Genomic DNA, 17,609 nt, shown 5'->3' on the forward strand with positions numbered 1-17,609 from the left:
CACCCACAACGAACGCGTGAAGGAGACACCATGAACGCACCTGAAACCACGCAAGCGAAGCGGCCGGACAGCATGGCCGCCAGCCTCAGCTCCGAGGCCGCTGCCCGCTATCGCAACCTGCCGCGTCCGCCGCAATTTGCCACCGTGGCCGAAGAGCGTCTGCACCGCAAACAGCGTCTGGCTGCGGCGTTCCGGCTGTTCTCCAAATTCGGTTTCGACGAAGGCGTGGCCGGGCACATCACGGCGCGCGATCCGGAGCATCAGGACAGCTTCTGGGTGAACCCGTTCGGCGTGCATTTCAGCCAGGTGACGGTGTCGAACCTGATCCGCTGCGATCACCACGGCAACGTGGTCGAAGGCGATTACCCGGTCAACGCCGCCGCGTTTGCGATTCACTCGCGCGTGCATCAGGCACGGCCCGATGCGGTGGCCGCGGCGCACTCGCACAGCACGTACGGCCGCGCGTGGTCGACACTCGGCCGCAAGCTCGATCCGCTCACGCAAGACGTGTGCGCCTTTTATGACGACCACGCCCTTTACGACGATTTCGGCGGTGTGGTGGTCGAGCTGGACGAAGGCCAGCGCATTGCAGAGGCGCTGGGCGACAACAAGGCCGCCATCCTGCAGAACCATGGCCTGCTGACGGTCGGCAAGACGGTCGACGAGGCGGCATGGTGGTTCATCACATTGGAGCGCTCCTGCCAGGTGCAGTTGCTGGCCGAAGCCGCCGCTGCGCGCACTGGCGACGCACCGCGCACGATTTCCGATGCCGCTGCCCGTCAGGCGTACTCGATCGTCGGATCGGCGCAGGCGGGGTGGTTCCAGTTCCAGCCGCTGTATGCGCGCATCGTCAAAGAACAACCCGATCTGCTCGATTGATCGGCATCGCAAATTTCTGGAGCACGCATGACGGACTTGATCCTGCATCACTACGCCACCTCGCCGTTTTCTGAGAAGGTGCGGTTGATCCTCGGCTACAAGGACCAGCCGTGGAAGTCCGTCACGGTGCCCGTGATCCTGCCCAAGCCGGACGTGATGCCGCTCACCGGCGGCTACCGGCGCACGCCGTTCCTGCAGATCGGCGCGGACATCTATTGCGATACCGCGCTGATCGCGCAGGTGCTGGAGTCGATTCATCCCGCGCCGACGCTGTATCCGGCAGACCATGCCGCAGCGGTGTTTTCGATGGCGCAGTGGGCCGATACGACGCTGTTCTGGGCTACAGCAACGTTCGTGACGCAGCCGGCGGGCTTCCAGAGCCTGTTCGGTGATGCACCGGAAGCCTTCGTCAAGGCCTTTGTGGAAGACCGCAAGGCGATGCGTGTGGGCGGCACCGGCTTGCGCACGCCGCTGCCGGAAGCGACCTCAACGCTGCAGGTGTTTCTCGCGCAGTTGGAGCGGCAGTTTGCAACAGGCGAACGCATCTTCCTGTTTGGCGAGCAGCCGACCGTGGCCGACTTTTCCGTCTATCACTGCCTGTGGTTCATCCGCCGCGCGACGGCGGTGGCTGGCATTCTCGATGCGCACCCGGAAGTCGTGGCATGGATGCATCGCGTTGCGGCATTCGGCCACTCCCAAGCGCAACCGATGACGCCCGCCGAAGCACTGGACGTTGCCAAGGCCGCCACACCGCGTGCGCTGACTGAAACGAACGCCATCTTCGACGACAGCCACGGCTTGCCCAAGGGCACGCGCGTAACGGTGGCCGCGGTTGACTACGGCGTCGATCCCGTCGAAGGAGACCTCGTCGTCTCCACGCGCGATAGCGTCGGCGTGCTGCGCGAAGACCCGCGCGTCGGCCAGGTGGTCGTGCATTTTCCGCGCGTGGGTTATGCCGTGCGCAAGGTCGAGGCGGCCGGCTGATACGGCTCGGCCATCTCGATCGCCTTTCCTATTACAACGACATCAGTGAGACACGTATGAAGCAATTCGCAGGCGGTGTGGCCGTCATCACGGGCGGTGCGTCGGGTTTCGGCAAGGAGTTCGCCAAGAACGCTGCCGGGTTGGGCATGAAGCTGGTGCTGGCCGATATCCAACAGGATGCGCTGGATGCTGCCGTGGCCGAGTTCTCGGCGCAGGGCGTGGAAGTGATTGGCCTGCGTGTCGACGTGTCGAAGGTGGAAGACGTGCAGGCGCTGGCCGATGCGGCCATCAAGGCGTTCGGCAAGGTCAACCTGCTGTTCAACAACGCCGGCGTGGGCGCCGGTGGCCTCATCTGGGAAAACACCGAGCGCGACTGGGATTGGGTGCTTGGCGTGAACCTGCACGGCGTCATTCACGGCGTGCGCATCTTCACGCCGCTGATGCTGGAAGCCGCCAAGAAAGATCCGTCCTACGAGGGCCATATCGTCAATACGGCGTCGATGGCGGGGCTGCTGAATGCGCCGGCCATGGGCATCTATAACGTGTCCAAGCACGCGGTGGTGGCGCTGTCCGAATCGCTGTATCAAGACTTGAGCCTGGTGACCGAGCAGATCCATTGCTCGGTGCTGTGCCCGTATTTTGTGCCGACCGGCATTACGCAGTCTGACCGCAATCGCCCGCAGGATCTGGCGAACACGGCACCGCCCACCAAGTCGCAGCTGGTTTCACGGGCCATGTCGGAAAAGGCGGTCAGCTCCGGCAAGGTCACCGCCGAGCAGGTCGGCCAGATGACCTTCGATGCCATCCGCAACGCGGGCTTCTACATCTATTCGCATCCGCACGCGCTGGCGCCCGTGCAGCATCGCTTTGAAGACATCATCTCGCAGCGCAATCCGTCTGATCCGTTCGAAGGCAAGCCGGACGTGCGCGCACGTCTGGTCGATGCGCTGCGCGGGTAATTCCACCTCTACGACTGCCACAACGCCGAGATCGCCATGAACACTGCAACGGCTGCCGCCATCACGGAATCGCAATTCGCCGATCTGCCCAACGGCACACGGCTGCACTACGCCAGCGCGGGCAAGCGCGGCGCACCGCTGATGCTGTTCGTGCATGGCTTTCCCGAGTTCTGGTACGAATGGGAAGCGCAACTCGCTGCGTTTGGCGATACGCACTTTGCCGTGGCGCCCGACATGCGCGGCTACAACCTGTCGAGCAAGCCGGCGGCGGTGGATGCGTATCGCCCGAAGGTCCTGGTGCAGGATCTGACGCAGTTCATCACGGCGCTGGGCTACGAGCGCGCCATCGTGGTGGCGCACGATTGGGGCGGGGCGATCTGCTGGAACCTTGCCATCCAGCATCCGGAGCTGGTCGAGCGGTTGGTGATTGTCAATTCGCCGCACCCGTGGGTGTTTGCGAATGCGCTGCTGAGCGATCCCGCGCAGCAGGCTTCATCGGCGTACATGAACTGGTTGAGGCAGCCGGGCTCGGAACAGGCGCTGTCCGCCAACGATTTCGAAAAGCTTGAGGGCTTCTTCAGCGGCATGGGGCAGCCCGTGGCGGAATGGTTCACGCCCGAGGTTCGAGCGCGCTATCACGCCGCCTGGAGCCAGCCGGGCGAGGGCGGCTCGCACGGCCTGACAGGCGGCGTCAACTATTACCGCGCGTCGCCGCTGCACCCCCCCACGGAGGGCACGGCGCCGCTGCGCATCGACCAGATGCCACCCGAGGCGTTTGTCGTGAAGGTACCGACGCTCGTGATCTGGGGCGAGATGGACATGGCGCTGCCGAAAAGCCTGCTCAACGGGCTGGAGCGCTTCATTCCCGATATGCGCCTGGAGCGCATTCCCGATGGAACGCACTGGGTCGTGCACGAACAACCGGAGCGCATTGCCGCGCTGATCCGGTCGTTCGTTTCCTGAACGCCTGCGTTACATCGATTCCGCTAGCATGCGGCGGTAGTCGTCCGCCGTGGCAATGCGCGGGTTGGTCTTGTGGCAATGGTCGAGCAGGGCGCCTTCCACGACGTGTTCCAGCGCTTCTTCAGGTACGCCCATCTGGCGCAGGCCAGTCGGCAGGCCCAGCCGCGCCGTCAGGTCATGCACGGCCTGGGCGAGGTCAGCGCCCGCTGGCAGGTTCATCACGCGGCGCATGCGCGCGTAGCGGTTGTCGCGCACCACCGTCTCTGCCGTCTCGTTGAAGCGCAGCACCGCCGGTAACACCACCGCATTCAGCGTGCCGTGATGCAGCCCCGTCTTGCCATCGACCTTCACCCCGCCGAGCGGGTGCGACAACGAATGCACGCACCCCAAGCCCTTCTGGAATGCCATCGCGCCCTGCATCGATGCGCTCATCATGTTCAGCCGCGCATCGCGGTCGGCGCCATCGCGCGTGGCGCGTTCGATGTTGGCCCATGCGCGCTCCAAACCATCCAGGGCGATGCCGTCCGCAGGCGGGTTGAACGCCGGCGCCAGGAACGTCTCGATGCAATGCGCAATCGCATCCATGCCGGTGGCGGCCGTCAACGCGGGCGGCAGACCCAGCGTCAGTTCCGCGTCGCAGATGGCCGACTTGGGCAGCAGGTGCCACGAGTGGAAGCCGAGCTTGCGGCCGTCTTCCAGGATGATGATCGCGCCGCGCGCCACCTCACTGCCGGTACCGGCCGTGGTGGGAATCGCAATCAGCGGCGCCGCCGCTTCGGTGATCTTCGTGCTGCCACCCTCGATGGTCGCGTAGGTGGTCAGCGGCTCCGGCTGCGTGGCCGCAATGGCGATGCCCTTGGCCAGGTCGATGGACGAACCGCCGCCAATGGCGATCAGCCCGTCGCAGCCGGCGTCCTTGTACTGCGCGGTGGCCTTCAGCACCATCGCCTCGGTCGGGTTGGAAGGCGTTTCGTCGAACACGGTGACAGGCAAGCCGCCCGTGGCGTCAATGGCGCGCTGTGCGAGCCCTGCAGCGGCCACGCCCTTGTCCGTCACGATCATCGGCCGGCGGATGCCGACGCGTGCGCATTCGCTTTTCAGCTCATTGACGGTGCCGAAACCGAGGTGAACGTGGGTGAGGTAAAAGATGAGGGCCATGCTGTCTCCGGAGGGTGTTTGCCTGCGTCGCCCGTCTTGTCGTGCGGGCGTGGTTCAATGGATACTGCGATGATAGCCAAATTAGAACGATCGTTCAGTTCCCGCCCCGAATGCAGCACCCCTCTCTCGACCCGCACGTCGCCCAGTTGCTCGAGCTGGTGGCGCGTGCCAAGCGTCCGCCGCTGAATGCCCTTGACCCGGCCGACGCCAAGATCGCCTACGAAAAAAGCAGCCCCATCGTCGACATCCCAGCCATCCCGCTGGAAGCCGTGCACGACCTGACGGTGACGGCGCGCGATGGCCATGTCATCCCCATTCGCACATACGCGGCGCGTGAGACAAGCTGGGCCGATCCGTTGCCGTTGCTGGTGTATTTCCACGGCGGTGGTTTTACGGTGGGCAGCATCAAGACGCACGACCAGCTCTGCCGGTCGCTGGCGGCCAAATCGGGGGCGATGGTGTTGTCGGTGGATTACCGGCTTGGGCCCGAGTGGAAATTTCCGACCGCAGCGAACGACGCATTCGACGTGCTGCAATGGGTGTTCGATGAAGCCGCCACCATCGGCGCCGACCCTGCCCGCATCGCATTCGGCGGCGACAGCGCGGGCGGGACGCTGGCTGCCGTGACTGCTATCGAGGCACGCAACCGCGGCCTCGCGCCGGTGCTGCAACTGCTGATCTATCCGGGCACCACCGCGCGCGAATCCACCCCGTCGCACCGCGAGTTTGCCGAGGGCTACTTGCTGACGCAGGAGATGATCCACTGGTTTTTCTCGCAATACCTGCGCAGCGATGCCGACCGCGACGACTGGCGCTTCGCCCCGCTGGATGCCGGTGGCCACGGCGCAGACGTCACCGGCGTGTGCCCCGCGTGGATTGCCGTGGCGGGCTTCGACCCAATCCGCGATGCCGGCATCGGCTACGCCAACAAGCTGCGCGTGGCGGAGGTGCCGGTCGAGCTGAAACTGTACGAAGGCATGATTCACGACTTCTTCAAGATCGGGCGCTTCGTGCCGGCCGTGGAAGACGCGCACCGCGATGCCGCCAACGCGCTACGCCGCGCCTTCGGCACCGAGACCGAATCCCCCTGACGAGAGCACACAAGGAGACCGCATGGCGATCGAGGATTTCCGCCACAGTACGCCGCTGCGCGTACGCTGGGCCGAAGTCGATGCGCAGAGCATCGTCTTCAACGGCCACTATCTGCTGTACGCCGATGTCTGCATCACCGAATACTGGCGCAGCATCGGCGTCCGGTATCCGGTGGATGTGGTCGACACCTTTGGCGTGGATTTCTACGTGGTCAAATCCACGCTCGAATACCACGCCTCCGCACGGTTTGACGACGAGCTGGACCTGCGCTGCCGTGTGGCGCGCCTGGGCCGCTCCAGCATGCGATTTATCATCGAGATGTATCGCGCAGACGAGCACCTTGTCACCGGCGAAGTCATCTACGTGTGTGCTGACCCTGCCACGCAGACCTCCGCGCCGATTCCCGACACGCTGCGCGAGCGCATCCTCAATTTCGAAGTCCTGAAGCCTGAAGTGTGAGAACTGAGCATGACTGCCCCTGAATCTGTCCGCCCGCTTGCCGGTGTTGAAGTTGCCCGCTGGGACGCCGTGCGCGAAGAAGCGCGCGCCATCCGCTACGACGTGTTCGTTACCGAACAGGGCGTGCCCGTTGAACTGGAATGGGACGAGTGGGATGACCAGTGCTGGCATGCGCTGGCACACGACACGGCTGGGCGCGCCGTTGCCACGGGCCGCTTGCTGCCCGACGGTCATATCGGCCGGATGGCGGTGCGCAAGGAAGCGCGGGGCACGGGCGTCGGGGCGCGCGTGCTGGAGGCCTTGATCGACAAGGCGCAGTCACTTGGCTACCCCGAGTTGATCCTGAACGCGCAAACCCACGCCATGCCGTTTTACGTGCGCGCGGGGTTTACGGCCGAGGGTGAAGAGTTTGAAGAGGCCGGCATTCCGCACCGGACCATGCGCCGCGTGCTTACACGTTGATGTCCTGGGCGGCCCGCACAATGGCTGCGATGGCCGCCTGCGCTGCTGGCGACGCGGTTCTGCCGTGCAGCCGCACGATCCCCGTCGTGGATGGCGGTGATAGCCAACCCTTCACCGCCAGCTGCACCAGCGCGCCGCTTTCCAGTTCCTCCCGCACGGCGGCATCCGTGGCACCCAGCACGGTGTCCGTCGACAGTGCAACCGTTTTCAGTACGCCGTAGTTGTCGCACTCCAGCGCGATGCTGGCTTCCTGACCTGCCGGCAGGCCAAGCAGCATCGCCAGCTCCACCTTTGATGGGCTCAGGAGTTTCGGTACGGCAATGCCGTATTCCCAGACTTCACGCAGCGTGTGCGTACGCCCCGCAAGCGGGTGTCCAGCCCGTACGTACAGGTGAGGAGGCTGGCCTCCAATCAATTGGATATCGAGCGCGGCGTCTTTCGGCATGTCGCGCACGTCTGCGGCAAAGAATTCGATGTTCTCGCTGCGCAGGCTCTCCAGCAGTTGCACCCAATTGCCGACCTCCATGCGCAGTGCGACCCGGGGATGCTGCAGCCGCAGTTCCTGCAGCGCGCGCGGCATCAACGTCGCCGTCAGCAGCGGCCCGACGCCGAAGGCTGTATCGCCGAGCTGGCTGTCGCGATACAGATCAACGTCGCGTTGCAAGCAGCGCGCCTCGAACAGCAGGCGCCGCGCGCGTTCGATGACGAATTCGCCTGCGGGCGTGGGGCGCACGTCACCGGTTTCGCGATCGAACAGGCGGATGCCCAGATCGTCTTCAATCGCCTGGATGCTCCGGCTGAATGCGGGCTGGCTCAGATGCACTGCTTGCGCGGCCCGCGCGAAGTGCAGGGTGTCGGCAAGGGCTACGACGTGACTCAGGCGGCGCAAATCCATGGCGTTGCGTCTTGTGCATTAAACAGATGTTCATTATGCATTGGACGCATTGATGGGGCACTCCTAGGCTTGTCTCCACAACAAAAGCGAGGAGACACCAATGAGTTCGCACATGGAGCACGCGCTGATCGTCGCCTGCATCCTGGGATTTGCCGCCATGGAGTTCGTCACGCGGCGCTACCAAGCCAACGTGCGTGGCCGCGCAACGGCCAACGATGCCTGGCTCGAGGTGCTGATGTTCATCAGCCTTGTCGCCGTCACCCAGCCGATCGCGCTGCTGGGCAGCAACGCATTGTGCAAGTGGCTCATTCCGACACAACACAACGCTTGGGCGGATCTGCCCTGGTGGGCGATGACGGGGCTGCTGCTCATCGGCGACGACCTCACGCAATACCTCTGGCACCGCGCCTCGCACACACCGTTGTTGTGGCCGCTGCACCGTGCGCATCACAGCGCGTCGTACATGAGCGTGCGAGTGACGTACCGCAACAACTTCTTCTACTACCTGATGATGCCGGGGCTGTGGATTGGCGGCGTGGCCGTGTACCTGGGCTTTGGCCCGGTCTATGCGGCGTATCTGGTCGTCAAGCTGGCCGTCATTGTTGGCGCGCATTGCGCCTGGCCTTGGGATGCGCCGCTATACCGCATCCGCGTACTGCGCCCGCTGATGTGGGTGATCGAGCGGACGATTTCCACGCCCGCCACGCACTGGGCGCATCACGCACTCACCAACGCCGACGGCATCGGCCACTACAAGGGCAATTTCGGCAACCTGCTGTTCTTCTGGGATGTGCTGTTCGGCACCGCGCACATCACGCGCAAATATCCCGCAAAGATTGGCTTGCAGGATGACGTGCTGTTCGGCGCCGAACCGTGGACGGCGCAGATGTTCTATCCGCTGGTGCAGTCCAAGCGCGAACATTCGGCATTGCGCCCTGGCGGCGGCGCCGTCACCGAAATGGAAATGGAAAGAGATCAGCCCGCGAGCGCCAAGCAGGAGGCGGCCTGAGCGGGGCGGCGCTTACGTATCGGCGTGCGTAACGGTATCGAGCACGCCGAGGTAGCGCGTCTCGCCAATCTGGCCCTGAGCGTCGAAGCGGCGTTCGGTCACGTCGAAGCAGCCGTCGTGGCGAATGCGCACGATGGTGCTGGCGCGCGTGCCATAGCGCGGTGAACGGATGAAGGCGGCGGAAAGCAGCTTCTCCCACTCCGGCGCCACGCCCGTTGCGGGCAAGGAGGCGGTCGGCGCCTCGCGCGTTTCCGACAGCAGATCAAGATAGCGCGCCACATCCAGCGCGTTGCCGTGCCGGCCCGTATCTGCGGCCAGCGCCTCGGCAAAGGCGGCCATGCGGTGCCGCACCTTGAACCACGGCGTATCGAGCAGCGCGTTGGACAGCCCGTAGAGGCCAGGCGCGAGCTTGCGCGGCGCTTCGGCGCGGTTGCTTGTCCACCAAAGTTCGTCGCGTGTGGCGGTCAGCAGGTTGTAGCCGTTGTAGGCACGGTCGCGGGCGGTGAGGCTATCGAGATAGGCGGGCACCGACATGTCGTCCGCCGTCAGGAAATTCGAGACGAGTTCTCCGCGCGAGCGCGCATCGGGCCGGCGCTCAGAAGGTGCGCGGTAATTCGTCAGCGCGGCAAAGCGGCCGTCGCGCGTCATGCCCATCCACGTGCCTGCGTGACCGACCACCTGGGCCATGTCACGCCCGGCCAGCACATTGGGCGCGTCGCTCCACCACGCCAGCGGTGCGGCAGGGCGGTCATAGAATTCGTCCCGGTTGGCGGCCACCACCAGCGCGTAGTCGGGGTGGGCGTGCCAGGCCGTGAGAATCAAACACATGAGCACTTCCTTTGAACATGCCGCGTAACGAACGGCCAATGGCCAATGTGACGATCTGTGTCGCGCGGGCTTCGGCCAAGCATAGCAGCCTGCCGGATTTTTGCGATGACGATTGCGGCAGGGCGCCGTCAGCTGTTTTCCAGATCGACAAACAGCTCGGCGTGGCGTTCACCCGCGACGAATTCGCGCGGGCCGCCGGTTTCCCACAGCGCCGCCAGTGTGGCGGCAAAGGCGGGCGGGACATCGTCGAAGGACTCCATCCACGTGGCCTGGCCGTCGCGTGTTTCCGGGCGGCGCATCAACGCGCCGGCCACGCCGGTCGCCTCTTCCACGGTTTCGAGCCAACGCTGCCAGCGCGGTAGCGCAGCGGCAGCGTCATGCTCGGCGATGCGGAAGTAGACGAACAGGTGGTCGGCCATGATGGGGTACGGTGTCAGGCGTTTTCTGAAACGGGAATGGCGTAAGGCAGGTTTTGCAACGTCAGAACCGGCCCGTCCGCTGTGGCCAGGTGGATGACGGTGTCGAGCGCGTCCAGCTTCAGCTCGACCAGCAGATCGGTGCCACCATCCGGCGCCATGGCGGCGTTGACCACCATGCCACAAGGTTGGTTCGGATCGGTTGCGCTGTAGACCTCGGCACCGGCGGACGTGGGTGCATTCACGTGCGCGCGCTGCATGCGCCGCTTGAGCGTGCCGCGATACTGGCTGCGCGCCACGATTTCCTGGCCGGGGTAACAACCTTTGCGGAAATCGACGCCACCCAGGAGCTCCAGGTTGACCATCTGCGGGACGAACTGTTCCTGAGTGGGCAGGGTGATGTGCGGCACCCCTGCTTGCAGGCTCAGCCAGTCCCACACCTCGGTGCCGACCAACGACAGGCGCGACGACAGCGTCTTCCAGGCGTCCTGGAAGTGCTCGGCATGGACCATCCATTGATAGCGAGGGCGCCCGCCGGCATCCGGCAGGCGGACGACCGCGCCGAACTGCTGGCCAACCGTGGCGGGCTGCTGCGCCACCGCGTTGACGGTATCGGGTTCAGGCAAGACGGCGCCGGCCTCACGCAGCGCTTCTGCCGCATCGGGCCCGGCGACGCCGATGGCGATGAACTCGTCCATCGGACGCAGCTTGGCCTTGGCGCGCAGCACGAACATCGACAGGCGCTTGGTCAACGCGGGCGCGATCAGCTTGTCTGTCTGCAGCACGATCGTATCGGCCTGACGCCACACCAGCAGCGTGGCGAGCAGCCGGCCCTTGGGCGAGCAATAGCCGGCCAGGCGCGCCTGGTTCAGGCCAAGGCCCGTAACGGCGTTGGTAAGCTGGTTGTGGAGGAACTCGGCAGCATCGGCACCTTCAACGGCGATGCGCGCGAGATCGGTCGGTGCGCACAGCACACTGCCGCGCGTGGCGGCGTCAAATTGCACGTCGAGCGGCGGAAAGCTCAGCGTATCGACAAAATCGTGGAAGACATCGTTCATGGTGTGCGGGGCGGCCTTGGATAGACCGGTATTATATTGGGCTGTCTGAAGGGCAGCTTGTGCCCTGTCTATCCATTTCAAGAGTGCGGAAATCGCCGGTGTCGGCCGGTTCCACACGCAGATTCGCAACACAATGTTCTCTTTTCTCAAACGCTTGATCCTGCTGGCGACGCTGATTGTGCTGGCGGCAGCAGGCGGTGTGGTGTGGTGGGCCCAGCAACCAGTGAGCCTGGCGGCGTCGCCGCTGGAAGTGGTGATCAAACCGAACTCGAGCGTGATCTCGGTCGGCAAGCAGCTTGCCAATGCCGGCGTCGGCGTGCAGCCGCAGTTGTTTTCGCTGCTGGCGCGTGCCACGGGCAACGCCAAGAGCCTCAAAGCCGGCGGTTATGCGCTGGAGACTGGCGCGACGCCCATGTCCATTCTCGACAAGATGGCGCGTGGCGAGGTTACGCACTACGTCGTTACCGTCATCGAGGGCTGGTCGATGCGGCAGATGCGGGCGGTGGTTGACGCGGAACCCGCGCTCAAGCACGACACGGCCGGCATGTCGGATGCGGACCTGATGCGCAAGATCGGTGCGCCCGAAACCAACCCGGAAGGCCTGTTCTTTCCCGATACCTATCTTTTTGCGCGTGGCAGCAGCGATGTGGAGCTGTACCGCCACGCCTATCAGGCGATGCAGAAGCGCCTGAATGACGCCTGGGCGAAACGCTCGCTGGATCTGCCCTACAAGACGCCGTACGAGGCGCTGACCATGGCCTCCATCATCGAGAAGGAGACCGGCCAGAAGCTGGAGCGGCCGATGATTGCTGCCGTATTCGTCAACCGACTGCGCAAGAACATGCTGCTGCAGACCGACCCGACGGTCATCTACGGTCTTGGTGCTAGCTTTGACGGCAACTTGCGCAAGCGAGACCTGCAGACCGACACCCCGTACAACACCTACACGCGCACGGGCCTGCCGCCCACGCCGATCGCGCTGCCGGGCATGGCATCGCTGCAGGCGGCGCTGAACCCGGCACCGTCGGATGCGCTGTATTTCGTGGCGCGCGGTGACGGCAGCAGCCAGTTTTCGACCAACCTGACGGACCACAACCGGGCCGTCAACAAATATCAGCGCGGCCAACCATGACCGGCAAGTTCATCACATTCGAAGGGATCGACGGCGCGGGCAAGAGCACGCACCTCGCGTGGTTTGCCCAGCAGTTGCAGGCGAAGCTTGCTCCGCAGGGCAAAAAGGTGGTCGTCACCCGCGAGCCGGGCGGCACGCCGCTGGGCGAGCGGCTGCGCGAAGTGCTGCTGCACGAGCGCATGCACCTTGAAACTGAGGCGCTGCTGATGTTCGCCGGTCGCCGTGAGCACATCGCGGAGGTGATTCAGCCTGCGCTTGACGCCGGCGATTGGGTTATCTCCGATCGCTTCACCGATGCCACGTTCGCCTATCAGGGCGGCGGCAGGGGCTTGGCGATCGACCGGCTAGAGGTGCTGGAGCGCTGGGTGCAGCAGGGCCTGCAGCCGACCAAAACCATCCTGTTTGATCTGGCCCCCGAGATTGCCGCCGCACGCCTGGCCGATGCCCGCACGCCAGACAAGTTCGAAGCCGAGTCCGCGCAGTTCTTCTTGCGCACCCGTGCTGAATACCTGCGCCGTGCAGCAGCCGAGCCGGATCGATTTGTCGTGCTCAACGCCAACCGAGAGCGAGCCGATATCCAGAAAGACTTAGAGAATCTGCTTGCAACACTCTGATTTTGCAGGCAATTTCGGATACGGAAATAATGGTTTCACGACGAGTTTCTGCCTCAACAACCTGACGCAACCCATTGATTCATGATGCTTTATCCCTGGCAATCCGCTGACTGGTCCCGCCTGCAAGCCATGCGGGCCAAGTTGCCGCACGCGATTCTGCTCAACGGCCAGGCTGGCACCGGCAAGCGCGATTTCGCCATGCATTTCGCGCAGAGCCTGCTGTGCGATACGCCCGCGGCCGACGGCCAGCCGTGCGGCACATGCGCGGCCTGCAACTGGTTTGCGCAGGGCAACCATCCGGATTTCCACCTCGTGCGCCCGGAAGCCATGGAAGACGCGCCCGAGACGGAGAAAGACGCCGACGGCAAGAAAAAGGCGCCGAGCAAGATCATCCGCATGGAGCAGGTGCGCAACCTGATCGAGGGGGTGGGGGTCGGCACGCACCGGGCCGGGTTGCGGGTGGTGGTGCTGTATCCGCTCGACGCGTTGCAGACTGAGGGTGCCAACGCACTGCTCAAGACGCTGGAAGAGCCGCCGCAGAACACTGTGTTCCTGCTGGTGACGGACCGAATCGACCGTATCCTGCCGACCATCCTGTCGCGCTGCAGGCAGTTTCCGCTGCAGCCGCCGCAACCCGAGGCGGCGCGCCAGTGGCTAGAGCAGCAAGGCGTGCCGCACGCGCAAAACCTGCTGGCCGAGTTCGGCAATGCGCCGCTGGCCGCGTTGGCCGCCGCCGAGTCCGAAGACCGTCCGCTGTTGCAATTCCTGCTCGAACAGCTGGGTCAGGGCGCCAAGCTTGATGCGCTCGCCACGGCGGATCATTTACAGAAATTGTCGGTGCCTGCCGTTCTCAGTACCATGCACCGGTGGGTCTTTGACCTGATGGCGGCACGGCTGGCGGGGCGTCCGCGTTATTTCCCGGGGCAACGCGATGCGCTGCAACGTTGCGCGAATAGCATCCCGCTGGATCGCCTGGAACGTTTTGCGCGTGCCTTGCCGGAGCGGCGCCGCACCGAGCAGCATCCGCTTGCCGCGCGACTTGTCATCGAAAGTCTTTTGCTGGATTACCGGCAGCTCTTTCCGGCTGCCTGAACCCGAACCCGCACCTGAACGTTTGCACTCTGTGGACACCCTGTGAGCACTGCACCTCTTCGTACGCCCGGCACCCCCGTCATCCCTGGCACGCCCGCTGCAGCCGGCACGGCGCCGGGCGCTCCGACCCGTCCGGGCATCGTTTCGCTGGCCATCAAGGATGAAGCTGGCCTGCACGCCGCCTACATGCCGTTCCTGAAGAACGGCGGCATCTTCGTGCCCACGCAGCGCCCTTATCGGATTGGCGAGGAAGTCTTCCTCGTGCTGTCGCTGCTGGATCGCCCACAGAAGTATCAGGTGGCCGGCAAGGTGGCCTGGATCACGCCGGTGGGCACTCCTGCCAAGACGCCGGGCATTGGCGTGCATCTTGGCGAAGATGAGCAGTGCCGCGTGTTGCGCCGCGTGATCGAAGAGTTGCTCGGCAAGCAGATCAACTCGCAGCGCCCGACGCAAACCCTCTGATTTTTTCCTTATACGGTGCATCAAGTTTGCGCCGTAACCTTCTGATTATTCGATGTTTGTCGACTCCCACTGTCACATCAATTTTCCCGACCTGCGCGCGCGCCTGCCCGAGCTGTTGACGCGCATGCGCGAAAACCGCGTCACCCACGCGCTGTGCATTTCCGTCACGCTGGAAGACTTTCCGAGCGTGCTGGAGATCGCCGAGCAGGAACCGAACGTGTACGCCACGGTGGGCGTGCACCCTGATGCCGAAGCGGACATTGAGGAAGGCAGAGCCATTGAAGAGCCCACGCTGGAGCGTCTGCTGAGCCTTGCTGATCACCCGCGCGTAGTCGGCATCGGCGAGACCGGTCTCGACTATTACCGCTTGGGCGACCGCACCGTGGCCGACATGGAATGGCAGCGCGACCGCTTTCGCACGCATATTCGCGCGTCGAAGCAGACCGGCAAGCCGTTGGTGATCCACACGCGCTCGTCGGCTGACGACACGCTGGCCATCATGCGCGAAGAGGGCGCCGAGGCTGCACGCGGGGTCATGCATTGCTTTACCGAGACGTGGGACGTGGCCAAGGCCGCGCTGGACCTGGGTTTCTACATCTCGTTCTCGGGCATCGTCACCTTTAAGAACGCGGTGGACCTGCAGGAAACCGCCAAGAAGGTGCCACTGGATCGCATGCTGATCGAGACCGACTCGCCGTACCTTGCGCCGGTGCCATTCCGCGGCAAGACCAACGAGCCGGCATACGTGCGGCACGTGGGCGAATTCCTGGCCACGCTGCGGGGTGAACCGCTGGAGCGCATTGCCGGGGTCACCACCGAAAATTTCTTCAATCTATTCAATGCAATACCGCGATAACTTGACGCAAATGATGAACAAGATCGCGCTGGCTGCGGCGCTGACGATGGCGTTGTCAGGCGCAGCATTCGCCACGCCGCAGGACGATCTTCGCAACGCCGTCGAGTACAACCGCCCGGCGCTGGTGCAGAAGTACATCGCGCAGGGCGTTGACCCGAACTTGAACACGCGCGACGGCACGCCTCTCTTGGTCGACGCGCTCAAGGACAAGAACATCGAGGTGGCCGAGGCGCTCATCCGCGCCAAGAACATCGATTTCGAGCGCACCAACGCTGCCGGCGAAAACGCGCTGATGATGGCCGCCTACCAGGGCCTGCTGCCCATGGTGAAGCTGCTGGTGGAAACCTACGACGTGGAGGTCAACAAGACCGGCTGGACCGCGCTGCATTACGCCGCCACCAACGGGTATGACGACATCGTCAAATACCTGCTCGACCACGCGGCCTATATCGATGCGGAAAGCCCCAACGCGACCACGCCGCTGATGATGGCAGCCATGGGCGGGCACATCACGACAGTCAAGCTGCTGCTGGACGAGGGCGCGGACATGAACCTGCGCAACCAGCAGAAGATGGACGTGATCGACTTCGCCAAGCGGTATCACCAGGATGAGATTGCGGCGGGGTTGGAGTCACGCCGGCGCAAGCTGGCGGCGCAGGCTGGCCAGCCAGCTCCGGCGGCTGCCCCTCAGCCTGCCAAGGCAAGCGCGCCCGATACACCAACGCCAACGTCAACGCCAATGCCGGCACCAAAACGAGACGCAGCGGCACCCAGCCCGGCTGGCCAGGAAACGATCGGCACCCCAACCAACATGCTGTTTGACAGCAACCGCTAGACGCGACGCAACTACCGGGCGTGAAGCGTCACGCCCGCTTTGCCAGCCGCACTCCGGTGAACTGCCACCGCTGGTGCGGGTAGAAGAAATTGCGATACGTCGCCCGCAGATGCCCCTCTGGCGACACGCACGACCCGCCACGCAGCACCATCTGGCTGCACATGAACTTGCCGTTGTATTCCCCCACGGCCCCCTCGGCTGGCTCAAAGCCCGGGTAGGGGCCATAAGGGCTGGCGGTCCATTCCCATACATCACCGAACAGTTGACGCAGGCTGCCCGCCTCGGCGATGCCGTGGTCGGGCAACGGGCGTAGTGCGCCCCGTCCGGCAAAGTTGCCTTGCACGGGGAGACCTTCTGCGGCGTGCTCCCATTCGGCTTCCGTCGGCAGGCGGGCGCCGGCCCAGCGGGCATAGGCATCGGCCTCGTAAAAGCTGACGTGCGTGACCGGCGCGTCCAGATCCACCGGCTGCAGGCCGTGCAGCGACATCTGCTGCCAACCTTCGGCCTCGTCCATGCCGGCGCGCCAGTAGAGCGGGGCGTCAATGCCTTCGCGCTGCACCCATGCCCAGCCGTCGGAGAGCCACAACGTTGGCTGCCGGTAACCGCCGTCCTGCATGAAGGCAAGCCACTCGCGGTTGGTGACCGGGTGCGTGGCCAATGCATAGGGCTCCAGCCAGACCGTGTGGCGCGGGCCTTCGCAATCGAACATGAAACCGGCATCGGACTCGGTTTTGCCGATCTGCACTGCGCCGCCCTGGAAGCTCACCCAGCCCGGTTGTGTGGGCGCCGCATGCACGCGTGGCGGCGGCGTTTCTGCATAGGCCGGGCATAGCGGATTCTGTGCAAACAAGTGGAGCAGATCGGTCAACAGCAGTTCCTGATGCTGCTGCTCGTGGTGCAGACCAAGCGTAATCAGGCGCGCCAGGTCATCCGTTACGCCGTCGGCCAGCAAGCGCTGCATGGCCGCATCGACATGGGCCCGATAGGCACGCACTTCGTCGAGCGTGGGGCGGGTAAGCATGCCGCGGCGCGGGCGCGGGTGCCGCGCACCCACGGTCTCGTAATACGAATTGAACAGGTAGCGATAGCGTGCGTCCGGCGAGCGGTAGCCCGGCACGTTCGGGCCCAGGATGAATTCTTCAAAAAACCACGTCGTATGGGCCAGATGCCATTTGGCGGGGCTGGCGTCGTCCATGGATTGGACGGTGGCATCGGCGTCGGACAGGGGCGCGGCCAGGGCCAGCGATTGCGCTCGCACGACGCCGTAGTGCTGCATCAGCGCGGGCAGGGCGGTAGTTGACACATCAAAAACGGGCGATACGCGCATGGGGTCTCCAGAGCAGGCAGCGAGAACAGCACAGCAGCAAGTGGGCCATGCCGCTGCGCGCGCGTTGGCGCACGCCGCCTGCCCATTTTCGTAAGAAGCATATGCGAGCTTTGTAACTTTGCCATGCAC

Annotated in this window: 20 protein-coding genes; 14 read left to right on the plus strand and 6 right to left on the minus strand. The window is 64.4% G+C overall.

Features of this window, described 5'->3' with window-relative positions; all coding sequences use genetic code 11:
* The first annotated feature begins 30 nt into the window (after positions 1-30).
* The 4 genes from ACU8YE_RS06760 to ACU8YE_RS06775 are packed head-to-tail and all read left to right on the plus strand — an operon-like array spanning position 31 to position 3,785.
* Positions 31-879: a class II aldolase/adducin family protein gene (locus ACU8YE_RS06760; protein WP_446928373.1), complete on the plus strand. Its 849-nt coding sequence runs from the start codon at positions 31-33 to the stop codon at positions 877-879.
* A 27-nt stretch (positions 880-906) separates the two neighbouring features.
* Complete coding sequence (locus tag ACU8YE_RS06765; RefSeq protein WP_232042844.1) at positions 907-1,863, plus strand: glutathione S-transferase family protein; 957 nt, start codon at positions 907-909, stop codon at positions 1,861-1,863.
* Between the two features lie 56 nt (positions 1,864-1,919).
* Complete coding sequence (locus ACU8YE_RS06770; RefSeq protein ID WP_045206327.1) at positions 1,920-2,822, plus strand: SDR family oxidoreductase; 903 nt, start codon at positions 1,920-1,922, stop codon at positions 2,820-2,822.
* Positions 2,823-2,858: 36 nt separating this feature from the next.
* Positions 2,859-3,785: an alpha/beta fold hydrolase gene (locus tag ACU8YE_RS06775; RefSeq protein ID WP_322016717.1), complete on the plus strand. Its 927-nt coding sequence runs from the start codon at positions 2,859-2,861 to the stop codon at positions 3,783-3,785.
* Positions 3,786-3,794: 9 nt separating this feature from the next.
* Here the strand turns inward: ACU8YE_RS06775 and ACU8YE_RS06780 are convergent, their stop codons facing one another.
* A complete protein-coding gene (locus ACU8YE_RS06780) occupies positions 3,795-4,943 on the minus strand; it encodes an iron-containing alcohol dehydrogenase (RefSeq protein WP_446928374.1) in 1,149 nt (382 codons plus the stop codon).
* Positions 4,944-5,053: 110 nt separating this feature from the next.
* Between ACU8YE_RS06780 and ACU8YE_RS06785 the strand changes: the two genes are divergently transcribed.
* Genes ACU8YE_RS06785 through ACU8YE_RS06795 form a run of 3 tightly spaced genes read left to right on the plus strand, consistent with a single transcriptional unit; the run spans position 5,054 to position 6,956 of the window.
* On the plus strand, positions 5,054-6,034 hold the full coding sequence (locus tag ACU8YE_RS06785; RefSeq protein WP_446928375.1) for an alpha/beta hydrolase: 981 nt from the start codon (positions 5,054-5,056) through the stop codon (positions 6,032-6,034).
* Between the two features lie 22 nt (positions 6,035-6,056).
* Positions 6,057-6,494 carry an acyl-CoA thioesterase gene (locus tag ACU8YE_RS06790; RefSeq protein ID WP_024975656.1) on the plus strand — a complete coding sequence of 146 codons (438 nt, stop codon included), beginning with the start codon at positions 6,057-6,059 and terminating at the stop codon, positions 6,492-6,494.
* A gap of 9 nt (positions 6,495-6,503) precedes the next feature.
* Positions 6,504-6,956, plus strand: coding sequence for a GNAT family N-acetyltransferase (locus tag ACU8YE_RS06795; RefSeq protein WP_232042840.1), 453 nt, complete (start codon positions 6,504-6,506; stop codon positions 6,954-6,956).
* On the opposite strand, the gene ACU8YE_RS06800 is transcribed toward ACU8YE_RS06795, so the two are convergent.
* Positions 6,946-7,851: a LysR substrate-binding domain-containing protein gene (locus ACU8YE_RS06800; protein WP_446928376.1), complete on the minus strand. Its 906-nt coding sequence runs from the start codon at positions 7,849-7,851 to the stop codon at positions 6,946-6,948. The two genes, ACU8YE_RS06795 and ACU8YE_RS06800, sit on opposite strands and share 11 nt — an antisense overlap.
* Before the next feature lie 100 nt (positions 7,852-7,951).
* Between ACU8YE_RS06800 and ACU8YE_RS06805 the strand changes: the two genes are divergently transcribed.
* Entirely contained in the window at positions 7,952-8,860 is a 909-nt protein-coding gene (locus ACU8YE_RS06805; protein WP_446928377.1) for a sterol desaturase family protein, read from the plus strand.
* 12 nt (positions 8,861-8,872) lie between these two features.
* Here ACU8YE_RS06805 and ACU8YE_RS06810 read toward each other — a convergent pair whose 3' ends face one another.
* The 3 genes from ACU8YE_RS06810 to ygfZ all read right to left on the minus strand — a co-directional run bounded on the left by ACU8YE_RS06810 (position 8,873) and on the right by ygfZ (position 11,162).
* Positions 8,873-9,688 carry an NRDE family protein gene (locus ACU8YE_RS06810; RefSeq protein ID WP_024975660.1) on the minus strand — a complete coding sequence of 272 codons (816 nt, stop codon included), beginning with the start codon at positions 9,686-9,688 and terminating at the stop codon, positions 8,873-8,875.
* Positions 9,689-9,816: 128 nt separating this feature from the next.
* Positions 9,817-10,107 (minus strand): DUF4936 family protein, encoded by a 291-nt coding sequence (locus tag ACU8YE_RS06815; protein WP_446928378.1) that lies wholly within the window; start codon positions 10,105-10,107, stop codon positions 9,817-9,819.
* 14 nt (positions 10,108-10,121) lie between these two features.
* Complete coding sequence (gene ygfZ / locus ACU8YE_RS06820) at positions 10,122-11,162, minus strand: CAF17-like 4Fe-4S cluster assembly/insertion protein YgfZ (RefSeq protein WP_260802458.1); 1,041 nt, start codon at positions 11,160-11,162, stop codon at positions 10,122-10,124.
* Between the two features lie 133 nt (positions 11,163-11,295).
* On the opposite strand from ygfZ, the gene mltG reads away from it, so the two are divergent.
* From mltG to ACU8YE_RS06850, 6 genes are all read left to right on the plus strand, one after another.
* Entirely contained in the window at positions 11,296-12,294 is a 999-nt protein-coding gene (gene mltG, locus ACU8YE_RS06825; RefSeq protein WP_232042836.1) for an endolytic transglycosylase MltG, read from the plus strand.
* Positions 12,291-12,908 carry a dTMP kinase gene (tmk, locus tag ACU8YE_RS06830; RefSeq protein ID WP_316881125.1) on the plus strand — a complete coding sequence of 206 codons (618 nt, stop codon included), beginning with the start codon at positions 12,291-12,293 and terminating at the stop codon, positions 12,906-12,908. The genes mltG and tmk overlap by 4 nt, the downstream gene beginning before the upstream one ends.
* An 81-nt stretch (positions 12,909-12,989) precedes the next feature.
* Entirely contained in the window at positions 12,990-14,000 is a 1,011-nt protein-coding gene (locus ACU8YE_RS06835) for a DNA polymerase III subunit delta' (protein ID WP_414560648.1), read from the plus strand.
* A gap of 42 nt (positions 14,001-14,042) precedes the next feature.
* Positions 14,043-14,462 (plus strand): PilZ domain-containing protein, encoded by a 420-nt coding sequence (locus tag ACU8YE_RS06840; RefSeq protein WP_316871285.1) that lies wholly within the window; start codon positions 14,043-14,045, stop codon positions 14,460-14,462.
* Between the two features lie 52 nt (positions 14,463-14,514).
* Positions 14,515-15,318: a TatD family hydrolase gene (locus tag ACU8YE_RS06845; protein WP_260802462.1), complete on the plus strand. Its 804-nt coding sequence runs from the start codon at positions 14,515-14,517 to the stop codon at positions 15,316-15,318.
* On the plus strand, positions 15,302-16,153 hold the full coding sequence (locus ACU8YE_RS06850) for an ankyrin repeat domain-containing protein (protein ID WP_446928379.1): 852 nt from the start codon (positions 15,302-15,304) through the stop codon (positions 16,151-16,153). Before ACU8YE_RS06845 ends, ACU8YE_RS06850 begins: the two co-directional genes overlap by 17 nt.
* Before the next feature lie 28 nt (positions 16,154-16,181).
* Here ACU8YE_RS06850 and egtB read toward each other — a convergent pair whose 3' ends face one another.
* A complete protein-coding gene (egtB, locus tag ACU8YE_RS06855; protein WP_446928380.1) occupies positions 16,182-17,480 on the minus strand; it encodes an ergothioneine biosynthesis protein EgtB in 1,299 nt (432 codons plus the stop codon).
* Positions 17,481-17,609: the final 129 nt, after the last annotated feature.

Source organism: Ralstonia sp. VS2407, from assembly GCF_052950655.1.